The sequence below is a fragment of the Comamonas antarctica genome (assembly GCF_013363755.1).
Taxonomy (GTDB): Bacteria; Pseudomonadota; Gammaproteobacteria; order Burkholderiales; family Burkholderiaceae_C; genus Comamonas; species Comamonas antarctica.
Genome location: NZ_CP054840.1, coordinates 670,785 through 685,090 on the forward strand (window position 1 = coordinate 670,785; position 14,306 = coordinate 685,090).

General features: G+C 68.4%; 13 protein-coding genes. 10 read left to right on the plus strand and 3 right to left on the minus strand.

The features are described from left to right. Positions 1-11: 11 nt before the first annotated feature. A complete protein-coding gene (locus HUK68_RS03145; protein ID WP_175502878.1) occupies positions 12-929 on the minus strand; it encodes a LysR family transcriptional regulator in 918 nt (305 codons plus the stop codon). Between the two features lie 83 nt (positions 930-1,012). Between HUK68_RS03145 and mdlC the strand changes: the two genes are divergently transcribed. From mdlC to HUK68_RS03165, 4 genes are all read left to right on the plus strand, one after another. Further along, positions 1,013-2,620 carry a benzoylformate decarboxylase gene (gene mdlC, locus HUK68_RS03150; RefSeq protein WP_175502879.1) on the plus strand — a complete coding sequence of 536 codons (1,608 nt, stop codon included), beginning with the start codon at positions 1,013-1,015 and terminating at the stop codon, positions 2,618-2,620. A gap of 50 nt (positions 2,621-2,670) precedes the next feature. Next, positions 2,671-3,660: a Bug family tripartite tricarboxylate transporter substrate binding protein gene (locus HUK68_RS03155; protein ID WP_175502880.1), complete on the plus strand. Its 990-nt coding sequence runs from the start codon at positions 2,671-2,673 to the stop codon at positions 3,658-3,660. Between the two features lie 171 nt (positions 3,661-3,831). After that, the gene (locus HUK68_RS03160; RefSeq protein ID WP_175502881.1) at positions 3,832-4,407 is read left to right on the plus strand and encodes an RNA polymerase sigma factor; all 576 of its coding nucleotides are present in this window, start codon (positions 3,832-3,834) and stop codon (positions 4,405-4,407) included. A 15-nt stretch (positions 4,408-4,422) separates the two neighbouring features. Then, positions 4,423-5,238: an anti-sigma factor gene (locus tag HUK68_RS03165; protein WP_175502882.1), complete on the plus strand. Its 816-nt coding sequence runs from the start codon at positions 4,423-4,425 to the stop codon at positions 5,236-5,238. A 163-nt stretch (positions 5,239-5,401) separates the two neighbouring features. On the opposite strand, the gene HUK68_RS03170 is transcribed toward HUK68_RS03165, so the two are convergent. After that, the gene (locus HUK68_RS03170) at positions 5,402-5,908 is read right to left on the minus strand and encodes a YqaA family protein (RefSeq protein ID WP_244146239.1); all 507 of its coding nucleotides are present in this window, start codon (positions 5,906-5,908) and stop codon (positions 5,402-5,404) included. A gap of 126 nt (positions 5,909-6,034) precedes the next feature. Between HUK68_RS03170 and HUK68_RS03175 the strand changes: the two genes are divergently transcribed. From HUK68_RS03175 to HUK68_RS03200, 6 genes are all read left to right on the plus strand, one after another. After that, positions 6,035-6,625: a hypothetical protein gene (locus HUK68_RS03175; protein WP_175502884.1), complete on the plus strand. Its 591-nt coding sequence runs from the start codon at positions 6,035-6,037 to the stop codon at positions 6,623-6,625. Between the two features lie 125 nt (positions 6,626-6,750). Then, positions 6,751-7,812, plus strand: coding sequence for a tRNA dihydrouridine synthase DusB (dusB, locus tag HUK68_RS03180; RefSeq protein ID WP_175502885.1), 1,062 nt, complete (start codon positions 6,751-6,753; stop codon positions 7,810-7,812). Continuing rightward, entirely contained in the window at positions 7,809-8,042 is a 234-nt protein-coding gene (locus HUK68_RS03185) for a Fis family transcriptional regulator (RefSeq protein WP_175502886.1), read from the plus strand. The genes dusB and HUK68_RS03185 overlap by 4 nt, the downstream gene beginning before the upstream one ends. Positions 8,043-8,092: 50 nt before the next feature. Further along, positions 8,093-9,685 (plus strand): bifunctional phosphoribosylaminoimidazolecarboxamide formyltransferase/IMP cyclohydrolase, encoded by a 1,593-nt coding sequence (gene purH, locus HUK68_RS03190; protein WP_175502887.1) that lies wholly within the window; start codon positions 8,093-8,095, stop codon positions 9,683-9,685. A 9-nt stretch (positions 9,686-9,694) separates the two neighbouring features. Continuing rightward, the gene (locus HUK68_RS03195; RefSeq protein WP_244146240.1) at positions 9,695-10,126 is read left to right on the plus strand and encodes a c-type cytochrome; all 432 of its coding nucleotides are present in this window, start codon (positions 9,695-9,697) and stop codon (positions 10,124-10,126) included. A 179-nt stretch (positions 10,127-10,305) separates the two neighbouring features. Further along, the gene (locus tag HUK68_RS03200) at positions 10,306-11,796 is read left to right on the plus strand and encodes an amino acid permease (RefSeq protein WP_175502888.1); all 1,491 of its coding nucleotides are present in this window, start codon (positions 10,306-10,308) and stop codon (positions 11,794-11,796) included. Here the strand turns inward: HUK68_RS03200 and HUK68_RS03205 are convergent. Then, entirely contained in the window at positions 11,793-14,273 is a 2,481-nt protein-coding gene (locus HUK68_RS03205; RefSeq protein ID WP_175502889.1) for a TonB-dependent siderophore receptor, read from the minus strand. The two genes, HUK68_RS03200 and HUK68_RS03205, sit on opposite strands and share 4 nt — an antisense overlap. Positions 14,274-14,306 lie beyond the last annotated feature (33 nt).

The window sequence follows — 14,306 nt, forward strand, 5'->3', positions numbered from 1 at the left end:
AGGCCGTGGCCCTATGACGGCGCCACACCCTGCTGCGTGAACAACTCGCCGATGAACTCCCGCAGCCACACCTTGGCCGGCTCCTGCGCAAAGCGCCGGCTCCAGTGCAGCGAGACCGCGAAGCGGTGGCCGGGCAGGTCGGCATCCAGCAGGGCGTAGCCGCCGCGGCGCACGAAGCCGCAGGCGATCTCGTGGGGCATGACCACGGCCAGGTCGGTTTCGCTGACGATGGCCGGCACGGCAAGGAAGTGGGCTGCGGAAAGCCGGATGCGGTCGGTGAGTTCGAGCACCTGCAGGATGCGCAGGGTTTCGGAATGCGAGCGCACGGCCACGAACTCCAGTTGGCGCAATGCGTCGACGCCCAGGCGCCGGCCCTTGGTAGCGGCGAGCAGCGGGTGGGCGCTGCGCAGCAGCACGCAGTAGTGGTCGTGCAGCAGCACGCGGCGCTCGGTGCTCAGCACGCCCGGTAGAAAGCCGATGGCCGCGTCCAGCGTGCCGCGGTCGAGTGTCTCGGCAATCTCCTCGACGGGCAGCGGCAGCGTCTCGATGCGGATGCCGGGCGCGCGCGCGCGCAGCGCCGCCATCAGCGCCGGCAGGAAGCGCGCCTCGCCGATATCGCTCAGGTGGATGCGAAAGCGCTGCTGCGCGGCCTGCGGATCGAAGTCGCGCGCCTCGCCCAGGCCGACCTCGAGCGCGGCCAGCGCCGCGCGCACCACGCGCGCCAGGCGCTCGGCGCGCGGCGTGGGGCGCACGCCGCCATGCACGCGCTCGAACAGCGCATTGCCCAGCAGCAGGCGCAGCCGCGTCACGGCCTGGCTCGCGGCGGGCTGCGACAGGCCCAGTTCCTCGGCCGCGCGGCTCACGCTGCGATGGCGGTAGACGGCGTCGAACACGCGCAGTAGGTTCAGATCGAGCTGGTTCATATCCATCGGATGAATATCTCTTAGATGGTTTATTCAATTGCTGGAAATTATCACCGCGGGCACGATGCGCTGTACGCCAAGGAAATCCAATGCAAGAGACACACCCCCAGAACTCCGCCCCCTTTACCGTGCGCCATGCCGTGATCGACCTGCTGCGCCAGCTGGGCATGACGCAGATCTTCGGCAACCCGGGCTCGACCGAGCTGCCGCTGTTTCGCGACTATCCCGAGGACTTCTCCTATGTGCTGGGCCTGCAGGAGGCGGTGGTCGTGGGCATGGCCGACGGCTATGCCCAGGCCACGCGCCGCGCGAGCTTCGTGAACCTGCACTCGGCCGCAGGCGTGGGCCATGCGATGGCCAACATCTTCACGGCGTTCAAGAACCGCACGCCGATGGTGATCACCGCGGGCCAGCAGGCGCGCTCCATCCTGCAGTTCGATCCGTTCCTGCATTCGAACCAAGCCGCCGAGCTGCCCAAGCCCTATGTCAAGTGGAGCTGCGAGCCGGCGCGCGCCGAGGACGTGCCGCAGGCGCTGGCGCGCGCCTACTACATCGCCATGCAGGAGCCGCGCGGCCCGGTGCTGGTGTCGATTCCCGCCGACGACTGGGACCACCTGGCCGAACCCATCCAGGTGCGCGAAGTCGGTTTTGAAAGCCGGCCCGATCCGCGCGTGCTGGCGCTGATCGGCGCGGCGCTCGACGGCGCGCGCACGCCGGCGCTGGTCGTGGGCGCGGCCGTGGACCGCGGCGCGGCCTGGGACGCGGTGGTGGCGCTGGCCGAGCGCCACCAGGCGCGCGTGTTCGTGGCGCCGATGTCGGGGCGTTGCAGCTTTCCCGAGAACCATCCGCTGTTTGCAGGCTTCCTGCCCGCGATGCGCGAACGCATCGTGCAGCTGCTGGGCGGACATGACGTGGTGCTGGCCGTGGGCGCCGCCACCTTCACCTACCACGTCGAAGGCCAGGGCCCGCACATTCCCGAAGGCAGCGCGCTGTACCAGCTGATCGAGGACCCGGCGATTGCCGCCTGGTCGCCCGTGGGCACGGCCGCCATCGGCAATATCCGCCTGGGCGTGCAGGAGCTGCTGGCGCGGCCCGCGCCGGCCGCGCGCGCCGAACCCGCGCGCCGCGCGCAGCCGCCGCGCGCGCAGCCGCCCGAAGCCGGCCAGCGCATGTCGGTGGCCTGGGCCATGCAGACGCTGGCTGAGGTGCGCGACCCGCGCAGCATCATCGTCGAGGAGGCGCCCAGCTCGCGCTCCACCATCCAGGCCTACCTGCCGATCTTCCATTCGGCCACCTTCTACACCATGTGCAGCGGCGGCCTCGGCCACAGCATGCCTGCGGCCGTGGGCGTGGCGCTGGCCGAACCCGCGAAGAAAGTCATTGCCGTGATCGGCGACGGCTCGAGCATGTATGCCATCCAGGCGCTGTGGAGCGCGGCCCAACTGCGGCTGCCGATCACCTTCGTGATCCTGAAGAACCGGCGCTATGCGGCGCTGCAGGAGTTCGCCAAGGTGTTTGGCTACCGCGACGGCGAGAAGGTCGAGGGCACGGAGCTGCCCGACATCGATTTCGTCGGCTTGGCCAAGGCCCAGGGCTGCGACGGCGTGCATGTCGAGGATGCGCTGCAGCTGCGCGCCGTGCTCGAATCGGCCATTGCCGCGCCACGGCCGATACTCGTCGAAGTCGAGGTCGCCTGAGCGCTGAACGCGCGCGCACCACAAGAAATATCTACAAGGAGACAAACACCATGACAACCCATTCCCACGCCGCGCGCCGCCAGGGCCTGAAGGCTTTCTCGGCGCTGGCCCTGGCCGCGCTGGCGCTGCCCGCGCTGGCGCAGAACTGGCCCGAGAAGCCGGTGCGCCTGGTCGTGAACTTCGCGCCCGGCGGCGCCGCCGACGTGCTGGCGCGCGCGATCCAGCCGCAGCTGGCCAAGACCCTGGGCCAGCCGGTGATCATCGAGAACAAGCCCGGCGCGGGCGGCAACATCGGCATCGCCGAAACCGTGCGCGCGGCCAAGGATGGCTACACGCTGCTGCTGAGCTCGGGCGGCGCGATCACCATCAATCCGATGATCTACGAAAAGCTCAGCTTCGACCCGGGGCGCGATCTCACGCCGGTCGCGGCCGTGGCGCGCGTGCATGTCTACCTCGAGACGCACCCGGATGTGCCGGCGAAGAACGTGGCGGAGTTCATCCAGTACCTCAAGGCCAATCCCGGCAAGGTCAGCTATGGCTCGCCGGGGCAGGGCAGCTCGCCGCACCTGGCCGGCGAGATGTTCAAGCGCATGGCCAAGGTCGATGCGGTGCATGCGCCCTACCGCGGCGCCGCGCCCGCGCTCAACGACGTGGTCAGCGGGCAACTGCAGTACTGGTTCGACCCGGGTCCGGGCCTCAAGCATGTGGAAGCCGGCAAGCTGCGCCTGCTGGCCGTGGGCAGCGCCGAGCGCTCGCCGCAGTATCCCAACGTGCCGACGCTGGCCGAGAGCGGCCTGCCGGGTTTCGATGCCGACACGCTGTTCGGCCTCTACGCGCCCACGGGCGTGCCCGACGTGGTGGTGAACAAGGTGCGCGAGGGCGTGGCCAAGGCCCTGGAGCAGAAGAACGTGCGCGACATCGTCGCCGGCCTGGGCGCGACGCCGGCAGTGATGACGCGCAAGCAGTTCATCGACCACCATGCGGTCGAGGCGCAGCGGTTTGGCGAGCTGGTGAAGAGCATTGGGCTCAAGGCGGATTGAGCGCGCTCGCGCAAAAGCATCGCTGCGCGACCGCAATCGTGCTCTCTGTCATCGAGGCTGCATCCAATTGCCTCCTGCCTGCGTATAGCAAGGTATGCAAGCCCCGATCAAGCGGGTTTGCATCGAACCAACAGCGTCTGCGCAAGCGGGCGTTTTACGCACAATGGCAGCATGAGCGCCAATACACCGGACAGCGAGTTGATGGACCTTCTTGACCGCATTGCCGTGCACGAGGAGGCTGCGCTGAAGCAGCTTTACGAGCACACCTCAGCCCGCCTTTACGGGCTGGCGCTGCGCATTCTCGGCAACAAGGAATGGGCCGAGGACGTGCTGCAGGACAGCTTCATCGGCGTGTGGCGCAATGCCGGCAGCTACCGCGCCTCGCTGAGTCCGCCCATGGCCTGGCTGGGCATGGTCGTGCGCGGCCGGGCGCTGGACTTCCTGCGCCGGCGCCGCGCCGAGCGCATGCATCTGAGCGTGACCCTGGAAGATGCCGAGGCTGCGCTGCCGGCCGACGACGCGCTCGGGCCGATGCAGCTGGCGCAGGCCAGCGAGCAGGCGCTGGTGCTGCACCAGTGCCTGCAGCGGCTCGAGCAGCCCCAGCGCGAGGTCGTGAGCCTGGCCTATCTGCGCGACCTGAGCCACAGCGAGCTGGCCAGCCAGCTCAAGCTGCCGCTGGGCACCGTCAAGTCGTGGATGCGCCGCAGCCTCGAACAACTGCGCAAATGCCTGGCGAGGCACGTCTGAGCGGGAGCCATCACCATGAATCTGATCCAGAACCCCGAACTCCTCGACCGCCTGTCGGCCTGCTACGCCCTGGGCACGCTGCGTGGCGGCGCGCGCCGGCGCTTCGAACAACTCGCGCGCGAACACGCGCAGGTGCGTGCCACCGCCTTGCTGTGGCAGGGCCGCTGGAGCGCGCTGTCCGAAGTGCAGGCGCCGGTGCAGCCCGATGCCGCCGTGTGGATTCGCATCGACAACCTGCTGCAGGCCGAGAAGGCGCGCGCCGACAAGTCGCCGCACCGGCGCAGCCAGCCGCCCGCGCGCACGCTTGCCTGGTGGCGCAACGCGGCCTGGGGCGGCGCATTTGCGACCGTGGCCGCAGTCACGGTGGGCCTGTGGGCGCACCAGGACCTGCGCCAGTCGAGCCAGCAGCAGCTGGCGCAGCTGCAGGGCCAGGTGCAGACGTCGCAGGTGGCTTTGCAGAACGCGCAGGCCGCCTTGCAGGCCGCGCCGCAGATCCAGTACGTGGCCGTGCTGGCCGACGGCAAGCAGGATCCGTCGATGCTGGTGACCTTCGATGCGCGCCAGAACCGGCTGGTGCTGCAGCGCGTCGGCGGCTTCCGCGAGGGCGAGAACCAATCGCTGCAGCTTTGGGCGCTGCCGCCCCAGGGCGCGCCGCGTTCGCTGGGCGTGCTGGGCGAAGGCCGGCTGGAGCAGATCCCGACCCAGGAAGCCCAGGTGCAGGCCGTGCCCGCGCTGGCCATCAGCCTCGAGCCCAAGGGCGGCGTGCCCAGCGAGACCGGGCCGACCGGACCGGTGCTGTTCACCGGGGCGCTGATCCGCAAGGATGTGTAGTCGTCCACGTCGATCTGGGGCGGTCTTCAGTTCACAACGCTCAAACTGGTATGGTCCAGCAGGGGGGCAGCGAGGAAGGGCCGCCCCGCACCGAGGCTGCCGTCCCCCTCCACCGAAGGTTGAGAGGGGGAAGCGGCGCAGCCGCTCAGGGGGTGCTTCCTATTTAAGTCGGCCAGACCCACATGATGGCGCTGGTCATGACCAGGTAACGCAGGAACTTGCCGATCGCCATATAGAACAGGCAGGGCCAGAACGGCAGGCGCAGCCAGCCCGCGACCGCGCACAGCGGGTCGCCGACCAGCGGCAACCAGCTCAGCAGGCAGGCCTTGGCGCCGAAGCGGCGCAGCCAGATGCGCGCCTTGCGCTCATGGCGCGAGGGCTGGCGCGGCTCCTTGCGCGGCGCCGCGCCTTCGACGAGACGGGCTTGCCTGGCCTTCTCCCAGGCCTTGTGCGCGCCCAGGCCCATCCACCAGCTGATCGCGCCGCCCAGGGTATTGCCCGCGGTCGCCACGAAGATCGCCTGCCAGAACAGCTCGGGATTGAGGTGCAGCAGGCCGGCCACGGCGGGTTCGGAGCCCAGCGGCAGCAGCGTCGCCGAGATCAGGGCGACCAGGAATACCGTGCTCAGCCCGAATTGGGGCAGGGACAGATACTCCAGCAGCTGATGCAACCATATTTCCATTTGAGCGCAAGTGTAGGGTGGGACCGCCGGTGCAAATGTAGGCCTGCACTGGCTTGTCTTTGCGTGGTCCAAGGTTAAGGTAACAACTGGATAAATAAAAAGAGGTGCCGCGCCATGCCGCAAATGCAGACCACGGGTAGGGGATGGATACACAGCTGCCTGAGCCTGCTGGCGCTGGGCATGGCCAGTTGCGCGGTGGTGCCGCCGCCGGGAGAGGCCGGCCAGGGCGTGGCCGGCGAGATCGCCTCAGTGGCGTCGCCGGGCGGCGATATCGCGCAGGTGCTGTCGCTGCCCGAATGCCGCAGCCTGGCGGGCCAGCGCGCACGCCTGCAGAAGGTGCATGCGGATCTGGCGCGCGAAGGCATGGCGCTGCGCGTGCTGGGCTGCCCCGAACTGCCGGTGGCGGGCAAGCCAGGCACGGGCAAGCCGGTGCTGGCGCTGGCCGTGGTGGTGGTCGATGGCGAACGCGCTGCGGACAGCGTGCGCGGGCCGCTGGCCGATGGCGAACTGCTCGACATGGGCAGTGCCGCCCCCGCGGCCGGCGCCGCCGGCATGCAGCGCGTGGGCACCGCCAGCCTGGCCCAGCCGCCCGACGATGCGCTGTCGCCCGATGTGCTGTTCAACCGCGAATGGCTGCGCAAGCGCCTGGCCGGACAGGGCCTGCGTCCGGTGGGCAACACCTGGTGGGCATTCGCGCCGCGCTGAACGGCCGCGGCGCAAGAGGTAGTTGAGGCGGCGCTGGTGGCATTAGCGCCGGTTTCTTTCTGCTGAAAAATTAAGCAGATACAATCCTGCCTCTTTTTCCCTCCTTTCCCTTCCCGAATCCTTCAATGGCTGCGCTGCGCATTGGTCACATTCCGCTGGAGAACCGCCTGTTCGTCGCCCCGATGGCCGGGGTGACCGACCGGCCGTTCCGCCAGCTGTGCAAGGCGCTGGGCGCAGGCTATGCGGTCAGCGAGATGGTCACCTCGCGCAAGGACCTGTGGAACAGCCTCAAGACCTCGCGCCGCGCCAACCATGAAGGCGAGCCCGGGCCGATCGCGGTGCAGATCGCGGGCACCGATGCCGAGATGATGGCCGATGCCGCGCGCTACAACGTCGAGCGCGGCGCACAGATCATCGACATCAACATGGGCTGCCCGGCCAAGAAGGTCTGCAACAAGTGGGCCGGCTCGGCGCTGATGCAAAACGAGAAGCTGGCCGTCGAGATTGCCGAAGCCGTGGTTGAGGCCTGCGCCCCGGCCAATGTGCCGGTGACGCTCAAGATGCGCACCGGCTGGAGCGACGACCACAAGAACGCCGAGGTGCTGGCGCGCGCGTTCGAGGGCGTGGGCATCCAGATGCTCACCGTGCACGGGCGCACGCGCGAGCAGGGCTACAAGGGCTTTGCCGAGTACGACACGATTGCCGCGGTCAAGGCCGCGGTGCGCGTGCCGGTGGTCGCCAACGGCGACATCACCTCGCCCGAGAAGGCGCGCGACGTGCTGGCCTATACCGGCGCGGACGCCATCATGGTCGGCCGCGCGGCCCAGGGCCGGCCCTGGATCTTCCGCGAGATCGGCCATTTCCTGGCCACGGGCGAGCACATGGCGCCGCCGCTGGTGGCCGAGCTGCGCCGCCTGCTGCTCGACCATCTGCAAGACCACTACCGCCTCTACGGCGAAGGCACGGGCGTGCGCAGCGCGCGCAAGCACATTGCCTGGTACCTGCGCAGCCTGCCCGGCGGGGAGACCTTGCGCCAACACATCAACACCATCGAGGACTGCGGCCAGCAATGGCAGGCCGTGGCCGACTACCTGGAGCAGCTGGCCACGCAGATGGACCGGCTGCCGGTGGCGGCCGCAGCCAGCGACGCCCAGCCTCTTGAAGAATCCGCAGGACACACTGCATGAGCAACCAGAACATCGAACAAACCGTGCGCGACAGCCTCGAGAGCTATTTCCGCGACCTGGATGGCGAAGCGCCGAACGGCATGTATGACATGCTGCTGCGCGTCGTCGAGAAGCCGCTGCTGGAAGTGGTCATGAGCCAGGCCGACCACAACCAGTCGCGCGCCGCCGAATGGCTCGGCCTGAACCGCAACACGCTGCGCAAGAAGCTGGTCGAGCACCAGCTGCTCTGAGCCGCCGGCCGCACGCCGCCACCCCTTTTTCCTTTTGAAGAGCTCCCACCATGTCCCTCACCGCACTTCTTTCCGTCTCCGACAAGACCGGCATCGTTGAATTCGCCCAGGCCTTGCACGCGATGGGCATTCGCCTGCTCTCGACCGGCGGCACCGCCAAGCTGCTCGCCGACAAGGGCCTGCCCGTCACCGAAGTGGCCGAAGTGACCCAGTTCCCCGAAATGCTCGACGGCCGCGTCAAGACGCTGCACCCCAAGGTGCATGGCGGCCTGCTGGCGCGCCGCGAGCTGCCGGCCCACATGGCCGCGCTCAAGGAACACGGCATCGACACCATCGACCTGCTGGTCGTGAACCTCTATCCGTTCGAGGCCACCGTCGCCAAGCCCGGCTGCACGCTGGCCGACGCGATCGAGAACATCGACATCGGCGGCCCGGCCATGGTGCGCTCGGCGGCCAAGAACTGGGCCGATGTCGGCGTGCTCACCGATGCCTCGCAATACCCGGCCGTGCTGGCCGAACTGCAAGCCGGGGGCAAGCTGTCGCACAAGCTGCGCTTCGAGCTGTCCGTGGCGGCTTTCAACCGCATCGCGCAATACGACGGCGCGATCAGCGACTACCTGTCGAGCGTGAACTTCGAGCAGGAGAAGCTGTCGGAAGAATACGTGCCCACGCGCGCCACCTTCCCCGGCCAGGCCAACAGCCAGTTCATCAAGGTGCAGGACCTGCGCTATGGTGAGAACAGCCACCAGCAGGCCGCCTGGTACCGCGACCTGGCACCCGCCGCGGGTTCGCTGGCCACCGGCGTGCAGCTGCAGGGCAAGGAATTGTCGTACAACAACATCGCCGATGCCGACGCCGCCTGGGAATGCGTCAAGAGCTTCGAGGCGCCGGCCTGCGTGATCGTCAAGCACGCCAACCCTTGCGGCGTGGCCGTGGCCGGCAACGCGCATGACGCGTATGCCAAGGCCTTCCAGACCGACCCCACCAGCGCCTTCGGCGGCATCATTGCCTTCAACCGCACCGTCGACCTGGCCGCGGCCCAGGCCGTCGCCAAGCAGTTCACCGAAGTGCTGATGGCGCCTGACTTCACGCCCGAGGCGCTCGAAGTGTTCAAGTCCAAGGCCAATGTGCGCCTGATGAAGATCGCGCTGCCGGCCGACTACAACCAGGTGCGCAACGCCATCGAGACCAAGCGCGTGGGCTCGGGCATGCTGCTGCAGACCGCCGACAACCATGAACTGCAACTCGCCGACCTGAAGGTCGTGACCATCATGCAGCCGACCCAGGAAGAACTGCAGGATCTGCTGTTTGCCTGGAAGGTCGCCAAGTACGTCAAGAGCAATGCCATCGTGTTCTGCAAGGGCGGCATGACCATGGGCGTGGGCGCGGGCCAGATGAGCCGCCTCGATTCGGCGCGCATTGCCTCGATCAAGGCCGAAGCCGCGAAGCTGTCGCTGCAGAACACGGTCGTGGCCAGCGATGCGTTCTTCCCGTTCCGCGACGGCCTCGACGTGGTGGTGGATGCGGGCGCGACCTGCGTGGCCCAGCCCGGCGGCTCGATGCGCGACCAGGAAGTCATCGACGCCGCCAACGAGCGCGGCGTGGCCATGGTCTTCACCGGCGTGCGCCACTTCCGCCACTGATCCGGCGCGATGGTGCAGCCGCTTGCCCCTGCCTCCAGGCGCTGGCGCCTGGTGGCGCTGGGCGTGGCCGCTGCCATGGTGCCGGCCTTGTTTGCGTGGCTGGCGTGGCAAAGCATCAACAGCCGCAAGCCGCCGCCGCCGGCCGCGCCGGTGGCTGGCGCCGCGCTGCCGTCGGCCAGCGAAGGCTGGGCGCTGGTGCAGAGCCAGTATTGCCTGCGCTGCCACGGCATGGAGCAGACCCATGTCGGTCCGGGCTTTGCGCAGATTGCCCAGCGCTACCGCCATGACGCCGGCGCGCCCGCGCAACTGGCCGAGCGCATCCAGCACGGCAGCGCCGGCCGCTGGGGCCGCAAGCTGATGCCGCGCCAGCCGGGCATCTCTGCCGAACAGGCAAAGGCGCTTGCTGTCTGGATACTGGCCCAGCCGGACCCTGCGCCATAGCAGTGCGTGCCATCGTGCAACGCGATGGCGCTACTATCCGAATCCGCGGGCGGTTGCAAACCCCGCGCAGAAAACCAACGCTTTTTTCGGAAATGACGCATTTCTCCTGTGTGGGAATGTGCGAGTCACTATGCTTGCGCATTTTTCACGGCGCCGGCCGGCACCGGCAAAGGACGCGCATGCAGTGGCTCAGAATCAAATCCCTGGAACAGGCCGTGGCCGATTCCGACGAACCCGGGCGCCAGCTCAAGCGCAGCCTGGGCGTCTTTGACCTGATGATCCTGGGCGTCGCGGTGGCCGTCGGCGCCGGCATCTTCTCGGTCGGCGCACGCGCCGCGGGCAGCTTTGCCGGCCCGGCGGTGATCTTCTCCTTCGTGCTGGCGGCCATGACCTGCGCGCTGGCCATGATGTGCTACGCCGAGTTCGCATCGAGCATCCCGGTCACGGGCAGCGCCTACACCTATACCTATCTGACCATGGGCGAGGGCCTGGCCTGGATCATCGGCTGGAACCTGCTACTGGAGATGGTCGCCGCCGCGGCCGTCGTCGCCAAGTACTGGGGCATCTACCTGAGCACGGTGTTCAGCCTGGGCGGCTGGCATGTGCCGAGCACGGTCTACCTCGGCTCCGTCGCGATGGATTGGGGCCCGCTGTTGATCGTGAGCGTGTTCACCGCGCTGCTGATTGCCGGCACCCAGGTCTCGGCCCGGGTCAACAGCGTGTTCACGCTGATCAAGGTGGCGATCACGCTGTTCGTGATTGCCGTCGGCTTCAGCTATATGGACACCGCGAACTTCTCGCCCTTCGTGCCGCCGTCCCAGCCGCCGCTGGCGGGCCCGGGCGGCGTGGGCGCCGGTGCCTGGACACAGCCGCTGCTGTCATGGCTCACGGGCGCCGTGCCGAGCCAATACGGCTGGACCGGCGTGATCTCGGGCGCGGCGCTGGTGTTCTTTGCATTCATCGGCTTCGATGTCGTCGCCACTTCGGCCGAGGAAGTGCGCGACCCGCAGCGCAACCTGCCGCGCGGCATCTTCGGCGGCCTGGCGCTGGTCACGCTGCTGTACATCCTGGTGACGCTGGCGTTGACGGGCATGGTGCCCTATACCGAACTCGCCAAGGCCGAGCACCCGTCGCTGTCCACGGCCTTCCAGCTGGTCGGCGCCGACTGGGCCGCGCAGGTGATTGCCGTGGGCGTGCTGGCCGGGCTGACCACGGTGGTCATGGTGCTGCTGATGGGCACCTCGCGCGTGCTGCTGGCGCTGTGCCGCGACGGCCTGCTGCCGCGCGCCTGGGGCACGACCTCGGCCAAACGCAAGACGCCGGTGCGGCTGCAACTGATGTGCGGCGTGGTCGTGGCCTTCCTGGCCGGCTTCACGAATGTGGGCCTGCTGGAGGAAATGATCAACATCGGCACGCTGTCGGCCTTCGTGATGGTGAGCCTGGCCGTGCCGCTGCTGCGCCGCAAGCGTCCCGACCTGGCGCAGGCCCACAGCTACCGCGTGCCGCTGGTGCCGGTGCTGCCCTGGCTGTCGGCGGCGCTGTGCTTCTACCTGATGCTCAACCTGACGACGCTCACCTGGGTGCGCTTCGCCGTCTGGCTGGTGCTGGGCGTGGCGGTGTATTTCGCCTATGGCGCGCGCCACTCGCGCCTGGCGCCCAACCGCGCCTAGAACTGGCCGCGCAGGGTCAGCACCGCATTGCGCGGCGCGCCGTAGTAGTTGCTGCCCGAGGCATAGCCCAGGGTCTGGTAGTAGACCTTGTCGAACACGTTGTTGACGTTGAGCGTGACCGTCCAGCGCGGGTCGATGCGGTACTGCAGCATCAGGTTCCAGACCGAATAGCCGCCCTGCGTGAAGTCATAGTCGCGGATCGGCGTCCAGTTGGGGCCGTACAGCGTGTCGGCCTTGTATTGGCTGCTCTGGACATGGGCGCTGCCGCCCACGCGCCACTGCGACAGCTCGCCCGGCAGCGTGTAGGCCGTCGACAGCTTGAGCAGATGGCGGGGCGTGATGCTGCTGTAGGCGGTGTCGGTGCTTTCGTCCCTGGTGCTGGCATAGGTGTAGCCCGCGCTCACCTGCCAGCCCGGCTGCACTTCACCGCCCAGCTCCACGTCGAAGCCGCGGCTCGTGACCTTGCCCTGCGGCAGGTAGCAGCAGTTGCCCGACCATTCCTCGTAGTTCGACGGGTAGCGCGTGTCGAGCACGGCGGTGCCGGTGCGCTCGACATTGAACACGCTGAAGGTGGCGTTCAGGCGGCCGTCGGCGAGCTCGCCCTTGACGCCGGCTTCATAGCTCTTGCCCTTGATCGGGGCCAGCGAGTTGCCCGGCGGCGGGCCGGCCTTCGACAAGGCCTGGGGCTGGAGGATCGATGCATAGCTCACATAGGCCGACCATTGGCCGTCGAGGTCGTAGATCACGCCGCCATAGGGCGTGGCCTTGGCGGGCTCGGTGAAGCGGCTGCCCGAGGCCAGGCTCCAGCTGCCGTCCGCGCCCAGGCTCTCATACACCTGGTTGAACTTGTATTTCGCATAGCGCGCGCCGAGGATCACGTGCAGGCGGTCGGTCGGGTGCAGGCGCAGCAGGCCGTAGCCGCCGCGCTGCTCCTGGCCCCAGGGGTTGTAGCGGCGCGAGACCGCGCCGGCCGGCGTCGGGTTCCACGCACCTGGATGGAACACGTCGATGGCGTCGGTGTATGCGGGCGAACTGGAGTAGCCGACGTTCCAGAAGCTGTCCACCTTCTGCTGGTCCACGCCCAGCAGGAATTCATGCTGGCGGCCGGCGAGCGAGAACGTGCCGGACAGGTTGGCGTCGATCACGGTCTGCTGGTTCTCGTACAGGTAGTGGCCGCCGCCGTTCCAGGTCGAGCCTGCGCCGGTCGCGCGGTTCACCGCGCCGTAGCCGAAGGCCGTGCTGCCGTCATAGTCGGCGGTGGCGCGCGTGGCGTTGAGCTTGAATTTCCAGCGGTTGGCAAAGCGGTGTTCGAACCCGGCAAAGACCTCGCTGACCTTTTGCTCGCTGGTGGCCCAGGGCTGGGTCAGCGCGGTGCTGCGCGGCAAGCCGATATCGCTGCCATCGTCATAGCGCGGCACGTCGCCGCCGCCCACGCCCTTGAGTTTCGTATTGGCACGCGTCAGGCCGGCGGTGAGCAGCGTATCGGGTGAGAGGTCGGCCTCGATCACGCCATAGATCTGCGGCGAACGCGCGTGCTTGATGTCCACATACGAACCCGAATCCTGGTACGACAGCACGGCGCGGCCGCGCACGCGCCCGTCCAGCGCCAGCGGGCCCGTGGCGTCCACCATGGTGCGGTAGTCGTCCCAGCTGCCCACGGATTGCTGCACGATGAAGCGCGGCTCGGCCAGCGGCTTCTTGCGCACGACGTTGATGATGCCGCCCGGGTCGCCCACGCCGCCGAGCAGGCCGGACGCGCCGCGCATCACTTCCACGCGGTCGTAGAACGCCATGTTCTGGTTCACGCCGTAGGTGTAGCTGGCGATGTTGAGCGGCGCGCCGCCATCGATCTGCATGCTGTCGATCTGGAAGCCGCGCGCGTAATAGTAGTTGGAGTCGAAGTTGGGCTGGGAGCGCGTGATGCCGGGCGTGGCCGCGAGCGCGTCGCGGATGTCGAGCATCTGGCGGTCTTCGATCTGGCGGCGCGTGATCACCGACACCGACTGCGGAATCTCGCGGAAGGACTGGTCGGTCTTCGACGCGATGCTGGTCACGCGGCTGGTGTACGAGTCCGTGCCTTCGGTCGTGCCATCGGCGGCGCGGCGCGCCGCGACGCGCACTTCGGCCAGCGATGCCGTGGGGCCGGCGCGCTCGATCACCAGCGTCGAGCCATCGATGCGCGCGGCCAGGCCGCTTCCGGCCAGCAGGCGCTCGGCCGCCGCGGCGGGCGCCAGCGTGCCGCGCACCGCGGGCGCCGTGCGGCCCTGCAGCAGCGCGGGCGCGGCCAGCATCTGCATGCCCGCCTGGCGTGCCAGATCGGACAGCGCCGCGTCCAGCGGCTGGGCCGCGATATCGAAGGAACGCGCGGCGGTGGCGGCCGCGGGCGCGGCAGGCTGGGCCCAGGCTGCGGGCGCGGCCAGCGCCAGAATGGCCGCGGCAATCAGGTGGCGGCGGGGATGGAAGGAACGCAATGGCATGTGAAGAAACCCTGGTGATGAAGCGACGGGCCA

Coding starts and splice junctions, on each gene's coding strand:
- HUK68_RS03145 (WP_175502878.1), bottom strand. CDS start 929: ATGGATATGAACCAGCTCGATCTGAACCTACTGCGCGTGTTCGACGCC.
- mdlC (WP_175502879.1), top strand. CDS start 1,013: ATGCAAGAGACACACCCCCAGAACTCCGCCCCCTTTACCGTGCGCCAT.
- HUK68_RS03155 (WP_175502880.1), top strand. CDS start 2,671: ATGACAACCCATTCCCACGCCGCGCGCCGCCAGGGCCTGAAGGCTTTC.
- HUK68_RS03160 (WP_175502881.1), top strand. CDS start 3,832: ATGAGCGCCAATACACCGGACAGCGAGTTGATGGACCTTCTTGACCGC.
- HUK68_RS03165 (WP_175502882.1), top strand. CDS start 4,423: ATGAATCTGATCCAGAACCCCGAACTCCTCGACCGCCTGTCGGCCTGC.
- HUK68_RS03175 (WP_175502884.1), top strand. CDS start 6,035: ATGCCGCAAATGCAGACCACGGGTAGGGGATGGATACACAGCTGCCTG.
- dusB (WP_175502885.1), top strand. CDS start 6,751: ATGGCTGCGCTGCGCATTGGTCACATTCCGCTGGAGAACCGCCTGTTC.
- HUK68_RS03185 (WP_175502886.1), top strand. CDS start 7,809: ATGAGCAACCAGAACATCGAACAAACCGTGCGCGACAGCCTCGAGAGC.
- purH (WP_175502887.1), top strand. CDS start 8,093: ATGTCCCTCACCGCACTTCTTTCCGTCTCCGACAAGACCGGCATCGTT.
- HUK68_RS03195 (WP_244146240.1), top strand. CDS start 9,695: ATGGTGCAGCCGCTTGCCCCTGCCTCCAGGCGCTGGCGCCTGGTGGCG.
- HUK68_RS03200 (WP_175502888.1), top strand. CDS start 10,306: ATGCAGTGGCTCAGAATCAAATCCCTGGAACAGGCCGTGGCCGATTCC.
- HUK68_RS03205 (WP_175502889.1), bottom strand. CDS start 14,273: ATGCCATTGCGTTCCTTCCATCCCCGCCGCCACCTGATTGCCGCGGCC.